The 17085-nt window shown below is 48.8% G+C and carries 24 protein-coding genes; all 24 read left to right on the top strand.

Annotation, left to right across the window (positions count from 1 at the left end):
- Positions 1–23 precede the first annotated feature (23 nt).
- Positions 24–512 (top strand): DUF4320 family protein, encoded by a 489-nt coding sequence (locus DHBDCA_RS06310; RefSeq protein ID WP_015043360.1) that lies wholly within the window; start codon positions 24–26, stop codon positions 510–512.
- 26 nt (positions 513–538) lie between these two features.
- Positions 539–1024, top strand: coding sequence for a hypothetical protein (locus tag DHBDCA_RS06305; RefSeq protein WP_015043359.1), 486 nt, complete (start codon positions 539–541; stop codon positions 1022–1024).
- Entirely contained in the window at positions 1021–4152 is a 3132-nt protein-coding gene (locus DHBDCA_RS06300) for a hypothetical protein (RefSeq protein WP_015043358.1), read from the top strand. The genes DHBDCA_RS06305 and DHBDCA_RS06300 overlap by 4 nt, the downstream gene beginning before the upstream one ends.
- The gene (locus DHBDCA_RS06295; RefSeq protein WP_242824985.1) at positions 4149–4562 is read left to right on the top strand and encodes a prepilin peptidase; all 414 of its coding nucleotides are present in this window, start codon (positions 4149–4151) and stop codon (positions 4560–4562) included. The genes DHBDCA_RS06300 and DHBDCA_RS06295 overlap by 4 nt, the downstream gene beginning before the upstream one ends.
- Positions 4563–4631: 69 nt before the next feature.
- Positions 4632–5069: a DUF6075 family protein gene (locus DHBDCA_RS06290; RefSeq protein ID WP_015043356.1), complete on the top strand. Its 438-nt coding sequence runs from the start codon at positions 4632–4634 to the stop codon at positions 5067–5069.
- A 24-nt stretch (positions 5070–5093) separates the two neighbouring features.
- A complete protein-coding gene (locus DHBDCA_RS06285) occupies positions 5094–6272 on the top strand; it encodes an antirestriction protein ArdA (RefSeq protein WP_015043355.1) in 1179 nt (392 codons plus the stop codon).
- 101 nt (positions 6273–6373) lie between these two features.
- On the top strand, positions 6374–6583 hold the full coding sequence (locus DHBDCA_RS06280) for a hypothetical protein (protein ID WP_015043354.1): 210 nt from the start codon (positions 6374–6376) through the stop codon (positions 6581–6583).
- 7 nt (positions 6584–6590) lie between these two features.
- Entirely contained in the window at positions 6591–7529 is a 939-nt protein-coding gene (locus DHBDCA_RS06275; protein WP_015043353.1) for a DNA adenine methylase, read from the top strand.
- 59 nt (positions 7530–7588) lie between these two features.
- The gene (locus DHBDCA_RS06270; RefSeq protein ID WP_015043352.1) at positions 7589–8017 is read left to right on the top strand and encodes an AbrB/MazE/SpoVT family DNA-binding domain-containing protein; all 429 of its coding nucleotides are present in this window, start codon (positions 7589–7591) and stop codon (positions 8015–8017) included.
- Positions 8007–8297 carry an AbrB/MazE/SpoVT family DNA-binding domain-containing protein gene (locus tag DHBDCA_RS06265; RefSeq protein WP_015043351.1) on the top strand — a complete coding sequence of 97 codons (291 nt, stop codon included), beginning with the start codon at positions 8007–8009 and terminating at the stop codon, positions 8295–8297. Before DHBDCA_RS06270 ends, DHBDCA_RS06265 begins: the two co-directional genes overlap by 11 nt.
- A gap of 12 nt (positions 8298–8309) precedes the next feature.
- A complete protein-coding gene (locus DHBDCA_RS06260; RefSeq protein WP_015043350.1) occupies positions 8310–8642 on the top strand; it encodes a hypothetical protein in 333 nt (110 codons plus the stop codon).
- Positions 8643–8655: 13 nt separating this feature from the next.
- Complete coding sequence (locus tag DHBDCA_RS06255; RefSeq protein WP_015043349.1) at positions 8656–9246, top strand: hypothetical protein; 591 nt, start codon at positions 8656–8658, stop codon at positions 9244–9246.
- A gap of 13 nt (positions 9247–9259) precedes the next feature.
- On the top strand, positions 9260–9820 hold the full coding sequence (locus DHBDCA_RS06250) for a YodL domain-containing protein (RefSeq protein ID WP_015043348.1): 561 nt from the start codon (positions 9260–9262) through the stop codon (positions 9818–9820).
- Positions 9821–9881: 61 nt separating this feature from the next.
- Positions 9882–10277 carry a SpoVG family protein gene (locus tag DHBDCA_RS06245; protein WP_015043347.1) on the top strand — a complete coding sequence of 132 codons (396 nt, stop codon included), beginning with the start codon at positions 9882–9884 and terminating at the stop codon, positions 10275–10277.
- A gap of 51 nt (positions 10278–10328) precedes the next feature.
- The gene (locus tag DHBDCA_RS06240) at positions 10329–10577 is read left to right on the top strand and encodes a hypothetical protein (protein WP_015043346.1); all 249 of its coding nucleotides are present in this window, start codon (positions 10329–10331) and stop codon (positions 10575–10577) included.
- A complete protein-coding gene (locus DHBDCA_RS06235; protein WP_015043345.1) occupies positions 10574–10789 on the top strand; it encodes a hypothetical protein in 216 nt (71 codons plus the stop codon). The genes DHBDCA_RS06240 and DHBDCA_RS06235 overlap by 4 nt, the downstream gene beginning before the upstream one ends.
- A 366-nt stretch (positions 10790–11155) precedes the next feature.
- The gene (locus DHBDCA_RS15745; RefSeq protein WP_051014048.1) at positions 11156–11494 is read left to right on the top strand and encodes a SpoVG family protein; all 339 of its coding nucleotides are present in this window, start codon (positions 11156–11158) and stop codon (positions 11492–11494) included.
- Positions 11495–11610: 116 nt separating this feature from the next.
- Complete coding sequence (locus tag DHBDCA_RS06225; RefSeq protein WP_034378983.1) at positions 11611–11841, top strand: DUF6133 family protein; 231 nt, start codon at positions 11611–11613, stop codon at positions 11839–11841.
- A complete protein-coding gene (locus DHBDCA_RS06220; protein WP_015043342.1) occupies positions 11831–12274 on the top strand; it encodes a prepilin peptidase in 444 nt (147 codons plus the stop codon). The genes DHBDCA_RS06225 and DHBDCA_RS06220 overlap by 11 nt, the downstream gene beginning before the upstream one ends.
- Entirely contained in the window at positions 12271–13098 is an 828-nt protein-coding gene (cpaB, locus tag DHBDCA_RS06215) for a Flp pilus assembly protein CpaB (RefSeq protein WP_015043341.1), read from the top strand. Before DHBDCA_RS06220 ends, cpaB begins: the two co-directional genes overlap by 4 nt.
- On the top strand, positions 13091–13906 hold the full coding sequence (locus DHBDCA_RS06210; protein ID WP_015043340.1) for an ATPase AAA: 816 nt from the start codon (positions 13091–13093) through the stop codon (positions 13904–13906). Before cpaB ends, DHBDCA_RS06210 begins: the two co-directional genes overlap by 8 nt.
- On the top strand, positions 13903–15267 hold the full coding sequence (locus DHBDCA_RS06205; protein WP_015043339.1) for a type II/IV secretion system ATPase subunit: 1365 nt from the start codon (positions 13903–13905) through the stop codon (positions 15265–15267). Before DHBDCA_RS06210 ends, DHBDCA_RS06205 begins: the two co-directional genes overlap by 4 nt.
- Positions 15264–16193, top strand: coding sequence for a type II secretion system F family protein (locus DHBDCA_RS06200; protein WP_015043338.1), 930 nt, complete (start codon positions 15264–15266; stop codon positions 16191–16193). The genes DHBDCA_RS06205 and DHBDCA_RS06200 overlap by 4 nt, the downstream gene beginning before the upstream one ends.
- A gap of 7 nt (positions 16194–16200) precedes the next feature.
- On the top strand, positions 16201–17073 hold the full coding sequence (locus tag DHBDCA_RS06195; RefSeq protein WP_015043337.1) for a hypothetical protein: 873 nt from the start codon (positions 16201–16203) through the stop codon (positions 17071–17073).
- The last annotated feature ends 12 nt before the right edge of the window (positions 17074–17085 follow it).

Here is a 17085-nt window from a genome sequence, read left to right as displayed (position 1 = left end):
GCCGGAACAGGGGGTGTAAAGGGATGAACAGGCAGTGCCGGAGCTTATGGGGGAGATGTTCTCCCCCTTTTTCTTTAAAAAGGGTGCTGGTTAATCGAAAAGGCAGCGCCTATTATGAACTGATTATCAAAACCCTGGTGGTGATTACGCTGATGGCGACGGTGTTGTCCTTCTTAAGCATCTTCACCACCTATCTGAGTCTTAACCAAGTCTGTCGCCGGGTGGTCCGGGTCATTGAGCTGGAGGGGCAGGTATCGGACAACGCATATGATGTTTTTTACCGGCTCAAGGAACAGACCAGGCTGTCTCCGGAAATGACCATCGAAGATGTCAATTATTGCGATGAACAAAACCAAAAAATTCAGCTAAGAGATACTTTTACAGTAAAAATGAAATACAACTATGCCTTTACGGTGTTTCGGCCTTCCTCCTCTCCGCCAGTGCAAATCATCATTCCCATGGAGGTGCGCATCACGGGCATGTCGGAAAAATATTGGAAGCTTTTAGAGTGAAAGCGCCGGAAGGGAGGGGTAATTTTGTGGGCAAAACCGGATCCATTTTAAAAAGCAGAAAAGGCGATGGGCTGGTGTTTATCTTGATCCTCATCTTTTTTATCATGACCCTTGCAGCCATCGTCATTGAATATTTCCGCATGGACAGCCTGTACCAGCAGGTGGAATATGTGCTCCAGCGGGGAGTGAATTCCTCGGTGGAGTACGCCATGCTGGATGAATACCGCAAAGACGGCTATGCCCGGATGGACAGTGTCCTTGCGGAAGAACAGTTCTACGGCTATCTTCATGAAAACATGCAGCTGGACCGGGATCTGAACAAGTATTCCGGGGAGCAATGGGTGTACACTCTTGAAATCCAGAGCCTCACCGCTACCGATGATCCGCCCCGGCTCATCTTGAAAGGGCAGTTGAAAACCCGCAGCGTTTTTAGTTTCCTGACCGGCGAGGTGCGGCTGCCCTTTACTCTCTCCAGCAGCAACAACAGAATTGATGAAGGAGGTTCCCCATGAAGCGAAAAGTGATCATTGCTATACTCTTGGCGTTTTTATGCTGTCTGCTGCTGTCGGCACAGGCTTTTGCCATGTCCGGCAGCGCCATACGGTTGGAAATACGCTCTCCCGTAAACAGCCTGACCAGTGAAAACGGCTTGATCGCGGTGGAGCAGTTTCCGGCAGAGATTGCCATCAGCGCTGCAGCAAAGGCGGGCAATTTGGCAGGAATACAATTAAGCCATAATGGTCAGACCCAGGAGATTCCGGCAGACCACATTTTGACCATTTCGAATAAAGAGGCCTGCGGGGTGTATACCCTGACAGCGAAAACAGATGAGGGCGCAGTCCTCACCATAAGCGCAAATGTGGTATTCCAGGAAAAGGCCACATACAATATCCGCTACCGCACGGTAGGGCTGAATTTGAAAGAAACCTATGATGGAGCAGACAAGCTAAAGACCTTCCCCACACCCCAACGGATTACCTTAGTGCAGGCCAACACTATTGCTGAATATGAGCAGGAACGTATTGCTGGGCTGGTCGGCAGGAGTGACGGCAGGACCTATACACTAAAAGGCAGTCTGGTGGTGGAGGTTTACGATTATTCCACCGGAAAGGTCATCGGGACCTATGATGCAAATCTGGATTTTAATGCCCTGACCACAGGCTTTAACTGGACACCCAAAAGCCTCATTGCCTTTGAAACCATGCGGAACGCGGCAATCACCTATCAAGCCCCTGTAAAAATTAACGTTCAGACCACATGGTGCAGTGAAGACAAGCAAGAGGTGTACGGAAAGGCCATGGCGCAGGACAGGGGTGTGCCGGAATACCTCTATCCCTACCAAACCACCAGCGTCACCTTCTCAAAGGATGATATCCCCCTATCGCGCAACTATATCTATAAAGGTCTGGAATGGGATTACACACCGGAAATTGCCAGATACACAGATGGGGGAAGTCAGACCCAAACGGCAATTACTCAGAAAATCAACACCAAAATTCCTGCGGCAGACTTTTACTTCAAGTTCAAAAAGCAGGATGGCAACGACCTTTCCGTGAGCATCCGCGCCCCTGAAACCGTCTACCGGGGGGACAGCTATTCCTTCGAGGTGGTTTTTACCAATCATGGCGCAGCGCCTGCCTATGATGTGCCCTTGATCGGCACCGTAGACCGGGAGCAGATGAAAGAAATCCCTGCCAAGCAAGATTTTTCGCCCAACGAAAGCAAAACCTTCACCCTCACACGGAATACTGACAAAGCAGGGGCGGTCATAACGCTGTGGGCCCAGATCAAAGTGCCCGAGGGATTTATGGATAAGAATCTGGAGAACAATTCCGCCACAGTGGTCATCCGGGTGGTGGAAAAACCGGAGCCGACCCCAAGCCAGGGGAAGAATCCCGATCCGGACAAAGAAAATCCGCCACTGGCGGAAAACCCCGACCCGGAAAAGCCATGCGATGTATCGGCAAGCATTGCAGCGCCGCCCACCGTTTACGAAGGGGAGCCTTACCGCTTTACGGTGAGCTTTACCAACCATTCCGACAGGATGCTGAAGGATGCAGCGGTACGGGGCAAGAACAATGATGCCGTTTTAGACTCAATTCCAAAAGCGCTTGCCTTCAATCCCCTGGAAACCAAAACCTATACCCTCACCGGACAGGCAGGGCATGTGGGAGAGGTATATAACCTGTGGGCGAATATCGGAGTGCCCGAGGGTTTCCGGGATGAGAATCCGGTTGATAACACCGCGGCTTCCAAAATTACTGTTGTGGCAAAACCCTCCGGTGATCCGACTGTCCCTGGCAATCCGCCGGGAAAATCGGATAATCCACCCGACAATCCTGACAATCCGCCAACAGACCCTGACAACCCTCCTGATCCCGGACATCCGCCCGTCGACCCGGTGGTTCCGCCGGAGAAGCAGTGCGATGTATGGGTAAACCTGTCCTACCCGCCCACGGTCTATGAGCAGGAGGAATACAGCTTTACCGTATACTTTACCAATGATACCGATCAGGCATTATCAGGGGTGAGTTTAAGTGCTTCCATTGACGGTAAGGCAGTTTCAGCCGTACCGACTGCGGCAGATTTCAAAGCCCATGAAACAAAAGCCTTCCTTGTCAAAGGCAAGGCAGGAGAAAAAGGCACAACCATCCGACTGTCGGCCCAGGTATCGCCGCCTGCGGAGTACAGGGATACCAACACGAGCAACAACCGGGCTGCGGCAGAGCTTGCCGTAGTGGAGCGTCCCTATGACTTGGATGTGCAGCGGATCACGCCCGACCGGTACAAGGAGAATCAGACGGTCATCAGCACCATCAAGGTGTCAAACCGGGGAAGCCTGGACTTTACGCCCGGACAGAAGGTCAGCGTTCTGTTTGAAATCTCGGAGCTATCACTGTCCAAGCGCATCGATGCTGTAGTCATGGAAAAAGACACCTACAACATCGTGTCGGTCAAATGGGATACCCCCAATGTGCAGGCCGATAAAAACATCACTCTGATTGCGGTCATCAATCCCGACCAAGTCCTGGACAATGAAGAATCCAACGCCAACAACACCTATACCCAAAAGGCCATCATCAAGGATGTGGCGTATGATCAGCCGGAAGAGAGTACAACCATTCCCGCACCACCGCAAAGAAGTGAGCAGCCCAGGGTGACCTGGAAGGAGCAGCGGTTTGAAAACGACCGGCTTGTTTGGAAAGACTTCTACGCCGAGCTAAAAGTAGATGCCGTCCTTGACTATGACACAAAGGCAATAGGCTATATCAAATCGGGATACGGCTTCTCCATCAATGTTATAACCTCGATAAATACCAACTACGACAGACCGGAGCTGATTACCGCGCCGCAGACTGCCGAGGTTTATCTGCCCCAGTACCGCTATGAAACAGCCATACCACTCATGAAGGAGGGCGACCATTTTACATTCAAAGAAAATCTCACCTCACCCTTTCGATACAAGAAGCAGTATGTCCCGGTATGGTTCCCCGATGACAGGGACTATATCGTGCAGCTCCTTGTCACCGATGTGCACACTCCCGGAGGTACCCTGTCTAAATGGATTACCGGAGGGAACCTGAAAATGAAGGTGGTTGACAACATGTACTCCGATGATGTCACCACAGGGAGTCCATGATGCTGCTGTTTTGTGCCATCCCCATGCTTTGTGCTGCCGTCACGGACTGGAAAAAACGGATTATTCCCGATTGGACATGGATTGCCATTCTTATGGTGGGATTTGCTTCTGCGGTCATCAATGGTAAAGGAATCTTATATATTCCCCTGCTTGAAAGATTTACGGGACTTTTGTTCCCCACAGTCAGCCTTCTTATTATTGCTTTCAAATGGGGCGGTGTTGGTGGGGGAGATATTAAGCTGACGGCAGCCTTGGGCTTTTGCTTCGGGCTTTACGGGCTTGCAGCCATCCTCTTTTTTGCTGTCATCCCTGCCTGCATTTATGCCAGAGCGACAAAGCAAAGGAGCGTGCCTTTAGCCGTATTTTTGTGCATAAGCTTCTTTGTATATGCCGGTCTGTTACTTTCATAGAGGGGATATTTTTTGAAAGTATTATTGGCGCTGTAGATTTGCAGCCATTTATACGAGGAGGAATATTGTGTGATACATTTTCACGATGAAGTCCACCGGCAGAAGGTCGTACACTGCTTGCAAAAGGAAAACAGGATTTATCCCGATGGCAGGGCTGACAGCTATTACCTGCCTGCCCTGTATCTGCTTCTCTCTACAAAAAACGATCTGTATAAAAAAACCAGCAGGTATATCGACAGAGATGGCATCGACTTTGAAAAAATGCTGTCCAATCAGGACTTTCCTAGCGGTGAAAGAAAGCTCATCAAGCTGGCGGCTAACCTTTTCAACGGCTCCATGGAGGTTTCCCCATCGGAGTTGATCGACACGCTGGATGAGGAAAACTTTACTCTGGCTTTGCAGGCCATTTTTCTCAAACGTACCAGCTGCCATGTCCAGGAACTGCTCCCTGCTGCAAAAGAAGTTCCTGAACCGGAGTCGCAGGCAAGGATGATGCAGATAAACTAAATTCTGATGGATGGGAGGATTAAATTGAGTGAAATAAAAATAACGATTTTAAGAGATGATCTCTACGATAACTCCGCCTATATCGGTGCACACCTCTGTCTGCCTGCAACGAATGCCGAAATACAGGATGCCCTTGAAAAAGCAAGGATCGTTGATGAGCATCCAGATTTTACGGTAGTGGATTATGCGTGTGGGCAGGATTACTTAAACGAGCTTCTGCCGAAAAAAGCTTCGCTTTATGAGCTTGACTACCTCGCAAGACGATTGGCCGGCATGGATGATTTTGAAAAAGTAGCTTTTGAGGGAGTAGTAAAAATGGAGGGAGCGCCTGACCTTGTTAAGCTCATCAACCTCACCTACAACCTCGCCGATTGTAATGTAGCCTTTGCAGTGTACAATGACGAGCAGCTCGGTAAATTTTATGTGGACAATGAGTTCATAACGGAGCTGGAGAAAGTGCCTGAAAAAGTCCTGCAATACATCGACTATGAAAAGGTGGGACGTATCCACAGAGAGGCAGAAAAGGGTGTATTCACGAAAACCGGTTATGTAGTGCAATCAGAGCCGGATATAAAGGTTGTCTATGACGGCACTAACAGTCCCAAGCCCGATGACGACAGCGGATATGTTTTCAAGCTGTATCTTATAGAAGGATGTTTTGAACCGGAAAAAGCAAAAGGGGTTTGGCTGAAGCTCGCCGCATCGGAGGCTGAAATTGCATCTGCTCTGTCGGAGATCGGGGTGGTTTCTTTATTTGATTGCGTTTTTACTCACTGCGAAAGCAGAATGCCCTGCTTCGAGGATGTGTTCTCTGAAAGTGAGGACATAGAAATGCTGAATATCTTAAGCAATGCTATTTCAAAAATCATAGATAGCAATATGGGCACTAAGTACAAAGCTGCCCTTCAATATGAATACTGCACCGATCTGGACTTGGCCATTGACATTGCACAAAACCTGGACTGCTACAGCTTTTATTCCTCACTTTGCTCACCGGAGGACTATGGACGGCAGGCACTGCTTGAAGCCTCCGGACTTCCTTCCAATGATATGGCCTTTAAGCTCCTTGATTTTCAGAGATATGGGGAAGCCAAAATGAAAGAAGATGGTGTGAAATCCACGGATTACGGATTGATTTGCCGCAACGGAAAAGAGTTTGTGTTTGAGTTTTGCACCAAATCACAGGGACAACAGATGATTTAAAACGGAATGCCCTTGACTATGTAATATCAGATATTATTCAATCTCCAGACGTTACCCTGATGGCAGCGTCATTTTTTGTGCCCCAAAAGGAGTTGAAGAAGATGAACATAAACGCAAATCTGTCGGAGAAAAGAACAAACGGCATCCCTGTAACTCAAAGACAAATCTACAGCGTAGCCGAGCCGCAGGACACAGAAAAGTGCAGAGGCTGTCCCTATTCCGGAGTGGGTTTTATCTGCTGGGATCAGGACGGAAGCTGCATGAAAACTGATGTGGAGAAAATCTACGGCAAGTTAAGGTCAAGGAGGTGATGACTTATTGAACAGTATCATCAGTTGGATAGGCGGAAAGAAGGCGCTTCGGGAACAGATTTATGAACGTCTGCCCAAAGAATACGGACGATACATTGAGGTGTTTGGCGGGGGTGGTTGGGTTCTTTTCGGGAAAAGTCCGGACAGCAGGTGCATGGAAGTGTACAATGATTTCAATTCCAACCTTGCCAACCTGTTCTTTTGTGTCAAGGAGCGTACTGCAGCTTTTCTGGTGGAACTTGGATTTCTACCGTTGAATTCCAGAGATGAATTCTTAGTCCTTCGAAAATTTCTAAGCAAAGAGGAATTCACACAAGATTACTTAAAAGAAGACCTTGATCTTGCACAGCACTATCTGAAAGAGCTGGAGTTTGAAGAAGTAAAGGCCATGCTGATGGAGAATGCGGAAGTGACCGATGTAAAACGGGCGGCGGCTTTTTTCAAGCTCATCCGGTACAGCTACGGCAGCGGCTGCACCTCCTACAGCTGCCAACCCTTTGATGTGCGGAGGGCCTTTCACCTGATATGGGAGGCATCCTGCAGGCTTGCCAATACGGTAGTTGAAAATAAAGACTTTGAGGCGTTGATCCGTCAGTACGACAGGGATAACGCCTTTTTTTATTGCGATCCGCCCTACTACCAAACCGAGGGGCACTATGAGGTGGAGTTCCGCAAGGAGGACCATGTGAGACTACGGGATACCTTGGCCCAGATCGAAGGGGATTTTCTTGTATCCTACAACGATTGCGAATACATCCGGGAGCTATATGAGGGTTATCAAATAGAATCCGTCACCCGTCTGAACAATCTGGCCCAGCGGTATGACGGAGGCTGCGAATATCCGGAGGTACTCATCTCTAACTATGACACCTCGGAACGCAGGCGGGACATACCGGTGCAGATGGGTCTCTTTGATAGGCCAAACGGCTTTTACAACACAGAGTGACGATGAAAAAACATTAGAAAATTAAAGGCTCCAATGTGGGGCTAAGGAGGAAATTGACAATGAAAATGATTGAAATCGAAAGCACGGTGGACCTACAAGGGAAGCTCACAATCCCCGCTTGTCTCATGGAAGACCTGGGGCTTGTGCCCGGTGATACAGTGAGACTTGTCTGTGTCAGCAAGTCTCTCGACGATCCCATCAATACCTTTGGTGAAATTTTAATTGCGTCGAACGGCATGGCTGGCCTTGAAGAAATGGAAGCGGAAGAATGGGAAATCTCGCTACCCAATGAACTGCTGGAAGCAGCAAATATCCCCCTGAGCAGTGACATTGAAATTATCTGCACAGAGGGTGCCATCATCATTACGGCGGCAGACCTGCTGGATATGATTCCCGATGAACTGTGCCAGCTGTTTGCCGAGCTTGGAATCAGCCCGGAAGCTGTTCGCAGCGTCATAAAGAGCGGAGGTTTCTTGGATGGACAGTAACGCCATTTACAAGGTGATGGATGACAAAGGGCGGGTGCTGATCCCCAAGGAGCTTCGCCGTGCCGCTGAGATAAACCACGGTGACATTGTGAAATTGGGCATGGACAAAGGCCGGGTGACTGCCCAAAAGGTTAACCTCATTGAGGTTGGCGATCAGTCCCCATTGGCGGTAGAGGCGTATGTTTTCTCCGCGGTCAAGACCATGGAAAAGCAAACCCTGCTTTCCCTTGCAGCAAAGCTGATTGCACTGATAGATGAAAATACTGAAGTGAAAAAGTAAGGAGGAACAAGGATGGAAAACATAAAGCCTTTCACCCATGAGGACTGCATTGAAACAGGTTATGCCATGTCTATCGAGGGTAAAGTAATTGTTATATCCTTATCGGCGCTGCCGGAACAGTATCACAACAGAGAAAATCAACTCTATTACTGCGATGGCGGCAATGGCAGCAGACCAAACCCGATGGGTCGTTCTATTTTTGCAACCTCTCTCTACGATGGAGTAAAGATGCGTTGGAACCGGAGTGATGTGGTGGGGGTACTAAAACCGGAGCTGCTGCCCGATTGGGCAAAGGATACGTTGGAGCAGATACAGTCCGGCAGTTCCCCGCAGATGAATCGGTAAAGGGGATGGAACGATGGATAAAAAGCTGTTTACCATGGAGGACTGCATCAAGGACAGCGATTACAAAGAGGATTATGAGGGGAAAATCATCGTCATGCGTCCCGAAACCTTAAAGGATCAGTACCGCGATGAACGTTTCCAACTGTGGCTTGGCGGATCCGGTTTCGGCTGCGATCCGTCTCTCAGAGGCCGGGCGGTATTTGCCACCTGTCTTTATGACAACGAACACGCAGAGTGGCGGCGTGAAAACTTTCTTGGCACCATCAAGCCGGAGGTTTTGCCTGATTGGGCAAGGCTGAAGCTATCGCAAATGAAGCCCCACTCCTCTGCTCATGAACGTGAGCAAACACCAAAATACAGCGGGTACAGCTTCCTTGAAAACGGCAGATACAAGGCAGGTGTAGGGCTCTACAGTGAAAAAGAGGCTATGGAATATGTGGAGCTTCAAAAACCTTATCAGCACAGAATCATGATCTGTGACCGGGATGACTTTAATGTCTTAGAGTTCATCAAAGGCGAGATGATTCATCCTTCCAAGGAAGACCTGGAAGCATTTCTGTCAGAGCAGGAGCAATCCGGTAATTCTATGCGGATGAATCTGTAAAGGAGATGCCGATATGCCTGGAATCTTTATCAAAAAAGACCGCATCATCTTCTATGGCAATACCGCGGGTTACATAGACAGTGGCAAGGCTGTAGTTGATCCCATGTTTCACTGCGGGGAGCTGAATGATTTTCTCACGGCAAAGCAAGGGCTGGCCGTGGAATGGGTAAATGGTGTGTACGACTGGCTGGCAAACGGGCAGCAAGACTTCGGTGAACAGCCAATCCTCAAATCCTGCCGCATCTACCAGCTCAAGCCGGAGGTTGATCCAATGATCAAATTCATTGGGTATGATGAACTCCTCCAGGGAGGCTTCGGAAAACCGGACCCCGAAAATTATCAGGTGGTGTATGGCGGCCAGCTTGAAACCAACGATCTGGATGCCATCTTCGAAAAATTCAATCTGCGCCATCCCCCCGATTTTCAAGGGCACTCCCTGTCTATGTCCGATGTAATTGAGCTATACGACAAGGACGGCAGCGAATTCCATTATGTCGACCGCTTTGGCTTCCAGCAGATAGACTTTAATGAGTCTCAACAGGAGCAGCAAGGAGGTCAATCCATGAACCTATAACCCACCCGACAGCAGAGGCTGTCTTTTTTGTATTCAAAATCAAGAGCAGGAGGAAAAGACCATGAAGAAAAATGAAAACGCACAGGCCGCAGCCAAGGAAAACACAGCAACTCAGACCTTCTCCATGAAAGTGGATGTGAAGATCGGCTCTATCCGCCCGACCGGAAGTATCCGAGCCACCGTATCGGTCAACTTGAACGACTGCTTTGCCATCCGCAATGTGAAAATTATCGACAGCAGCAAGGGACTGTTTGTAGCCATGCCCAGCTACAAGGCTGGCAATGGAGAGTACAAGGACATTTGCTTCCCGGTAACCGCAGCTTTCAGGCAGCAGCTCAATGATGCTGTGCTCAACGCCTATCATCAGGCTCTGAACATAAACCAGAGCCAGGCACCTACCCAGGACGATCTCCCCTCTGATTCACCGGAGCGGACCAACGGCATGCAGATGGGATAAGTAAAGCAAGTCCGCAACTCAAAATATAGATTAATGGAGGGAGTGATATTAATGGTCGAAGAAAAAATCTCTCAGGAAGTATTAATGATGGTGGATATGTTTGACTGTCTGGACGGACAGCGGCAGCTTGAGCTGCTGGGGATTCTTATTGAAAAACTTGAGAATGGCGAAATCGAGCTAAACGGGAAGCAAATTACGCCCGAGGAACTCGGAATTGATGACGCTTGTGTCTGCTATACCACCATTCTGGATATGATCAGTGTGGAAGGCAAGCTGACTGATCATCAGACACAAGGATGAGCAAGTTTAAGAAGAAAAGGCAGCAGAGCATTGTCGGTCAAGCTGCTTACCCACAGTCTTCCACTACAGAACTGCCGGAAAACTATACGATGCATGACGGGTTTTTATTCAAAGGAGATACGCCTGTATCCCTTGCAACTTCAGGTATTGTTGAGAGCGCAGCCCAGGGCTTTCTTCATGTAGAAAAAACAGAGAAATACAAAACTGAATAAACTTCACAGGAGTATCCAAACACCAGAATAAGAAGCTGGTGTTTTTTGCTGCCTGTGCCGGAGGTGGTAGTAACGGAAAAACTGGAGCTTGATCTGATAAGGGTTGCCTCCTATCCGGATTCCATTTTTAAATATCAGTTGATTTACAAGGCAGGGAATGCCACAGGCATGGCGTGGGTATACAGCTTTGATGAAGAATGGTACTACCTATATAAGCAGGACACGGAAAAGTATAGGGTAAAGAGGCGCAAAGACCTTGAAGGCATTAAGCCCTCTTTTACCTATAAGCAGCAGCGGAAAAGGCCCATAAATCATCAGCGCAAAGCAAAGCCCCGTAAAAAAAACTCGGTAGTGCAGCCATTGCCCATGAAAGTGGATGTGAAGATCGATTCCATCCGTCCCACAGGAGGCACTCGAGCCATGGCCTCGGTCAACCTGAACGAATGCTTGGCCATCCGCAATGTAAAGATCATAGACGGCAGCCAGGGCTTGCTAGTAGCCATGCCCAGCTGCAAGACAGACGACGGAGAGTATGAGGATGTCTGTTTTCCGGTGACCGCAGTTTTCAGGCAGCAGTTTAATGATGCTGTCATCAACGCCTATCAGCAGGCATTGGACATGAACCAGAACCAAGCAACCACACAGGGAGATTCACCTTTTGAAGAACCGGAGCAGGCTGACCGCATGCAGATGGGCAGTATTTAGCGTCCAATTTTGTGAAGAACACCAACACATACAAATTGGCACGATTGAGAATCCCTGCATTTCACTGAAAAACAGAGATTCTCAATAAAGAAAAGATTTATGGAGGCAAAAACATGATGAGAAAGATTGTGACTAAGGTAAAGAATCAGATTACTCGAAAGGGACTGATGGCCAAAGCCATCCTAAGATCACAAGGCGGTGAAAATTTTGTGGACAGTGCCATCAAAATTCTAATTACGGTCGTCTTGGGAGCTTTGCTCCTTGCGGGACTCTATGCGCTGTTTGGAGATACTGTTCTGCCAACACTAAAACAGAGGATACAGGATATGTTCAACTATGCAGGCTAACCTGCCGCTCCTGTTGCAGGGCGGTCTTTTTATTGCCCTGCTGCTGGCAGCGACCATCTTTGACATCCGAAAAAGAATCATCCCGGATACCATTTGTCTCCTCATTGCTATGACAGGCTTTATACTCATTGAGCCTATAAAACTGCTGGGCATTCTGGCAGCCTTGCCCTTTCTCCTCGCCGCATTGTTTTTCGGCGGTATGGGTGGGGGAGATATCAAGCTGATGGCTGCATCAGGAATCGTCCTCGGCATCACAGGAGGCATTGCGGCATCCGTCCTTGGACTTACTGCAATGCTTCTTTTTTATGCCGTTTATTCTACAGTACAAAGGCTGCGAAATCGGGAATACCAAAAATCATTCCCTCTTGCACCCTTTCTATCCATCGGCTGTATAGCCATATATTTCATGAATATAGGAGGAATCGCTTTATGAGCTTTTTAAAAAACAGGACCGTTCTCGGTATAATCTGCATTGTATTGTCCCTGATCATCTGTTTTGCAGTAACACCGCTGTTTAATTCCGGCCTATCCCAAAAGGTCGGCATCATCCGTGTAACCAAGGACATCAAAGCAGGGGATCAGATTACCAAGGACAAGGTGCAGACCATTGAAGTGGGCAGCTTTAATCTGCCCAAGGATGTTGTGAAAAGCATGGACACCGCCGTAGGCAAATATGCAACCACCGATCTGCTCGCAGGTGACTACATTTTACAAGCCAAGCTCGCTGACGTGCCTGCCGAAGGAAATGCCTATTTGTATAACCTGAACGGGGAGAAACAAGCCATCTCCGTCACCATTAAAAACTTTTCCGATGGTCTTTCCGGCAAACTAATTTCCGGCGACATCGTATCGGTCATCGCCCCCGATTACAAAAAGCAGGGGACAACGGTCATCCCTCCGGAACTTCAGTATGTGGAGGTGATTGCAGTCACTGCCAATACCGGCTATGACACGGATGCTAAGAAACAAGCTGAGGACACGGAGGATAAGGAAAAGGCGCTGCCTTCTACCGTAACCCTGCTCGCATCCCCGGAGCAGTCTAAAATCCTTGCCGAGCTTGATGCGGATAGCAAACTTCACCTATCCCTGGTTTACAGAGGAACCCAGGAAAATGCGGCAAAATTTATTGAGGTCCAGGATAAGGTGATGGCTAAGCTTTATCCAAAGGCAGGAGAGAAAGATAAAACAGCAGAGAAGGAGGGCGTTGCCGGGACAGATCATACCGTACCCGGAAAGGCAGCTGAAAGCCATGATTAATTTCAAAATGGGAAGTATTTTCTCTCGCAAAATTGGTCCTGGTCAGCAGGCTACAGAACAGGAACCTGACAACCAGGTGCTGGCCGTATGGGGCAGTCCTTCCTCCGGCAAGACCCTTGTCAGCGTCAAGTTGGCCAAGCATCTCGCAAGCAAGCGAAAGAATGTGGCACTCCTGCTGTGTGATATGACCGCACCGCCGCTGCCTTGCATCTGCCCGCCCTCCGATATCGAATGTGAAAAATCCCTGGGCAGCATCCTTGCAGCAACCCATGTAACGGATAATCTCATCAAGCAAAACTGTGTGCTGCACAAAAAGCAAAGCTATGTCACTATGATCGGCATGCTAAAAGGTGAGAACGTCTTTACTTATCCGCCCTATACAGCAGAGCAGGCAGTGGAGCTGATCGAACACCTAAGAAACATTGCACCTTATGTCATCATCGACTGTGGCAGCACCATTGCAACCGATATCCTGTCGGCGGTTTCCCTAATGGAATCCGATGCGGTGCTGCGCCTTGTCAACTGTGATTTGAAGTCCATTTCCTATCTGTCCTCGCAGCTTCCTCTGTTGATGGACCAGAAATGGGATGCCGACAAGCAGTATAAAATCGCTTCCAATGTGAAGCAGTATGAGGCCAAGGAGAACATGGAGCAGATATTAAACGGTGTCACCTTTACCATCCCCCACTCGGAGGAAGTGGAGCAGCAGTACCTGTCGGGGGATCTGTTCAAGGACTTGGGCCTGAAAGACAGCAAGGGCTTTCGCAAGGAACTTGAAAAAATCAGCAAGGAGGTGTTCGGGATATGAGCATCACTGCAGCGGCAAACCACAGCCTTTTTTTTAGCCCGGACAACACCTCCAAGGATTTCGGAGCCGTACTTCGCGATGTGCAGGAATATATATCAAGCAAATACTCCACCCTCATTCTGGATGGCGGCAAGGACGAGGTCAAGGAGCAGGTCAAACGGTACATCAGCAAATACCTGATGGATTACCGCATCGCTGTAAAGGACATGACCATGGAGAAACTGGTAGATACGCTCTACACCGAGATGGCTGAATTCAGTTTTTTAACCAAATATATCTTCGGCATCGGCATTGAAGAAATCGATGTGAATGCCTGGAACGACATTGAGGTTCAATATTCCAATGGGCAGACCGTCAAGCTGGACGAACACTTTGACTCCCCTGAACACGCCATCAATGTGGTCCGAAGGATGCTCCATGTATCCGGCATGGTGCTGGACAATGCCAGCCCTGCCATCCTCGGACACCTGTCGAAAAACATCCGTATTGCCGTGTTGAAAACGCCCCTTGTGGATGAGGACGTGGGTGTGGCAGCCTCCATTCGAATTGTCAATCCGCAGCACTTGGCAAAGGCCGACTTTGTCAGAGGCGGCACCGCCACAGAAGAGATGCTGGACTTCCTCTCGGAATGCCTGCGCTATGGCATATCGGTGTGTGTGGCAGGAGCCACCTCATCGGGCAAGACGACCCTGGCTGGGTGGCTGCTGACCACCATCCCCGACTCGAAAAGGATTTTTACCATAGAGAACGGCAGCCGTGAGCTTGCCCTAGTGCGTAAAAAGGACGACAAGATTGTTAACAGTGTCATCCATACCCTCACACGCTTCAGCGAAAATGAGAAGCAGAACATTGATCAGGATAGCCTGCTGGATATGGCGCTGCGGTTTAATCCTGAAATCGTGTGTGTTGGGGAGATGCGTTCCTCGGAAGCCTATACCGCACAGGAGGCAGCGAGAACCGGGCACACCGTGCTGACCACCATCCACAGCAACTCCTGTGAAGCGACATGGCGCAGGATGGTCACCCTCTGCAAGAGGAAATACGATATCGCGGATGATACCCTGATGTGCCTTGTCACTGAGGCGTTTCCGATTGTAGTCTTCACCAAGCAGCTTGAAGACAAGCAGCGCAAGATGATGGAAGTGATGGAGTGTGAGATCTTCTCGGATGGACAGAAAAACTTCCGCAGCCTGTACCGCTTCAACATCACCGAGAACCGGATGGACGGCGACAGGTTCATTATCAACGGCAGCCATCAACAAGAGAATACAGTTTCCAAGAGCCTGCAAAAGCGTTTTTTAGAAAACGGCATGCCCCAGGAGGTTCTCAATAAAATACTGAAAGGAGGCTCTAACCGATGACCTTGCTTCAACTCATCGCTTGTATCGGCATCATTGTCGGCAGCTTTATACTCTTAAAGCTGTCGCCTATCGAATTTACCGATAAACTGTTCAGTTTCCTGATCGCAAGACCCAAAAGCATCAAGGCCGAGATCAACGAGGCGACGCAGCGGAAAAAGCCTTCCTTTTTTCGAAGAGAAATCATGGAGGTACAGGACATCCTCAAGCTGACTGACCGAAGCAGCCGCTTTTCTCTGATTTGCGTCTGCTCCCTTGGACTGTTCGCCTTGGGTGCCTCCATTGCCATCGTGATGGGAAATATGTTCCTTGTGCCGGTGCTAGCAGAGGGCTTTATGTTCCTGCCCATCTGGTATGTAAAGCTGACGGCAAACCATTACAAGAAAGATATCGCTGCAGAGCTTGAAACCGCTCTGTCCATTATTACAACGGCATACCTCCGTAATGAGGACATCCTGACCGCCGTGGAGGAAAACCTTGACTACTTAAATCCGCCCGTCCGTGATATATTCGCGGAGTTTCTCACGCAGATAAAGATGATCAACCCTGACGTGCATGCAGCACTGAGAGCAATGAAACCTAAGATTGACAATGAAGTGTTTCAGGAATGGTGTGATGCCATCAGCGCCTGCCAGTATGATCGGGGAATGAAAACCACCCTCACGCCGATTATAAGTAAGCTCTCGGATATGCGAATCGTCAACGCGGAGCTTGAATACCTTATGTTCGAGCCGAGAAAGGAATTCATCCTCATGGTGATCCTCGTCATCGGCAACATTCCCCCCCTGTGTGCCTTGAATCATTTCTGGTACAATACGCTGATGCATACGGTGATAGGACAAATCGTTCTTGCAGTGACGGCGGTTTTGATTTTTGTCTCAACAGCTTTTGTGATCAAACTGACCAAGCCAATTGAGTTTAGGAGGTGAAGATAAATTGATATCTCTATTATTTTTATTTGCGGTCCTCCTTGCCTTTGGCTTCTTTTTTGTCTTTGCAGATATCTTAAAGCTGCCAACTGTGAAAGCATCCAAAGCGATGATCAATACAGGGCGGCAAGACAAAAAGTTGTCCAGGACGATGGAAGCGCTGCTCTTGGATGCGGCGGTTAAACTCTCCAGGCTGATCCGCATGGATGAATACAAGAAAAGCCGTCTGAAAAGCATCCTTAAAGCAGCAGGCATCCAAATGACTCCCGAAACCTACACAGCCTACGTATATGTCAAGGCAGGGACAATATTCCTCGGAATAATCCCCTGTCTTTTGCTTTTACCCCTGCTGTCCCCGGTACTTGTATTACTTGCGGTGGCAGTCTATTTCAAAGAGAGCCAAAGAGCCGATGAATGCCTGAGTGCCAAGAGGGATCAAATTGAAATCGAGCTGCCGAGATTTGTAGCCACTATAGAGCAAGGATTGAAAAACAGCCGTGATGTGCTGTCCATTCTGGAGAATTTCAAGAAGAATGCAGGTAGCACTTTCGCCGGTGAATTGGACATTGTCTGTGCGGATATGCGTTCCTCCAGCTACGAAGCAGCACTGACAAGGTTTGAGGCAAGGCTCAATTCCCCGCAACTCTCCGATGTGGTTCGAGGGCTTATCGGTGTGCTTCGTGGCGACGATGGAGCGGTCTATTTTCAGATGATCGCCCATGACTTCAAATTGCTTGAGCTGCAGCGCCTCAAAACTCAGGCACAGAAGATACCGCCCAAAATCCGCATCTTTTCTTTTCTTATGCTGATGTGTTTTCTGCTGACCTATCTTATTATCATCGCCTTGGAGATCATCAAATCCCTCGGCGGGATGTTTTAAAGGAGGACTGCA

This window comes from Dehalobacter sp. DCA (genome assembly GCF_000305775.1).
Taxonomy (GTDB): domain Bacteria; phylum Bacillota; class Desulfitobacteriia; order Desulfitobacteriales; family Syntrophobotulaceae; genus Dehalobacter; species Dehalobacter alkaniphilus.
The sequence above is the reverse complement of the archived record's forward strand: the minus strand, read 5'-3'. Positions and strand labels throughout refer to the sequence as shown.

What these genes read in the sequence shown, in the direction of transcription:
- DHBDCA_RS06310 (WP_015043360.1), top strand. Translation starts at nt 24, where the DNA reads ATGAACAGGCAGTGCCGGAGCTTATGGGGGAGATGTTCTCCCCCTTTT.
- DHBDCA_RS06300 (WP_015043358.1), top strand. Translation starts at nt 1,021, where the DNA reads ATGAAGCGAAAAGTGATCATTGCTATACTCTTGGCGTTTTTATGCTGT.
- DHBDCA_RS06295 (WP_242824985.1), top strand. Translation starts at nt 4,149, where the DNA reads ATGATGCTGCTGTTTTGTGCCATCCCCATGCTTTGTGCTGCCGTCACG.
- DHBDCA_RS06280 (WP_015043354.1), top strand. Translation starts at nt 6,374, where the DNA reads ATGAACATAAACGCAAATCTGTCGGAGAAAAGAACAAACGGCATCCCT.
- DHBDCA_RS06270 (WP_015043352.1), top strand. Translation starts at nt 7,589, where the DNA reads ATGAAAATGATTGAAATCGAAAGCACGGTGGACCTACAAGGGAAGCTC.
- DHBDCA_RS06265 (WP_015043351.1), top strand. Translation starts at nt 8,007, where the DNA reads ATGGACAGTAACGCCATTTACAAGGTGATGGATGACAAAGGGCGGGTG.
- DHBDCA_RS06260 (WP_015043350.1), top strand. Translation starts at nt 8,310, where the DNA reads ATGGAAAACATAAAGCCTTTCACCCATGAGGACTGCATTGAAACAGGT.
- DHBDCA_RS06255 (WP_015043349.1), top strand. Translation starts at nt 8,656, where the DNA reads ATGGATAAAAAGCTGTTTACCATGGAGGACTGCATCAAGGACAGCGAT.
- DHBDCA_RS06250 (WP_015043348.1), top strand. Translation starts at nt 9,260, where the DNA reads ATGCCTGGAATCTTTATCAAAAAAGACCGCATCATCTTCTATGGCAAT.
- DHBDCA_RS06245 (WP_015043347.1), top strand. Translation starts at nt 9,882, where the DNA reads ATGAAGAAAAATGAAAACGCACAGGCCGCAGCCAAGGAAAACACAGCA.
- DHBDCA_RS06240 (WP_015043346.1), top strand. Translation starts at nt 10,329, where the DNA reads ATGGTCGAAGAAAAAATCTCTCAGGAAGTATTAATGATGGTGGATATG.
- DHBDCA_RS06235 (WP_015043345.1), top strand. Translation starts at nt 10,574, where the DNA reads ATGAGCAAGTTTAAGAAGAAAAGGCAGCAGAGCATTGTCGGTCAAGCT.
- DHBDCA_RS15745 (WP_051014048.1), top strand. Translation starts at nt 11,156, where the DNA reads ATGAAAGTGGATGTGAAGATCGATTCCATCCGTCCCACAGGAGGCACT.
- DHBDCA_RS06225 (WP_034378983.1), top strand. Translation starts at nt 11,611, where the DNA reads ATGAGAAAGATTGTGACTAAGGTAAAGAATCAGATTACTCGAAAGGGA.
- DHBDCA_RS06220 (WP_015043342.1), top strand. Translation starts at nt 11,831, where the DNA reads ATGCAGGCTAACCTGCCGCTCCTGTTGCAGGGCGGTCTTTTTATTGCC.
- cpaB (WP_015043341.1), top strand. Translation starts at nt 12,271, where the DNA reads ATGAGCTTTTTAAAAAACAGGACCGTTCTCGGTATAATCTGCATTGTA.
- DHBDCA_RS06210 (WP_015043340.1), top strand. Translation starts at nt 13,091, where the DNA reads ATGATTAATTTCAAAATGGGAAGTATTTTCTCTCGCAAAATTGGTCCT.
- DHBDCA_RS06205 (WP_015043339.1), top strand. Translation starts at nt 13,903, where the DNA reads ATGAGCATCACTGCAGCGGCAAACCACAGCCTTTTTTTTAGCCCGGAC.
- DHBDCA_RS06200 (WP_015043338.1), top strand. Translation starts at nt 15,264, where the DNA reads ATGACCTTGCTTCAACTCATCGCTTGTATCGGCATCATTGTCGGCAGC.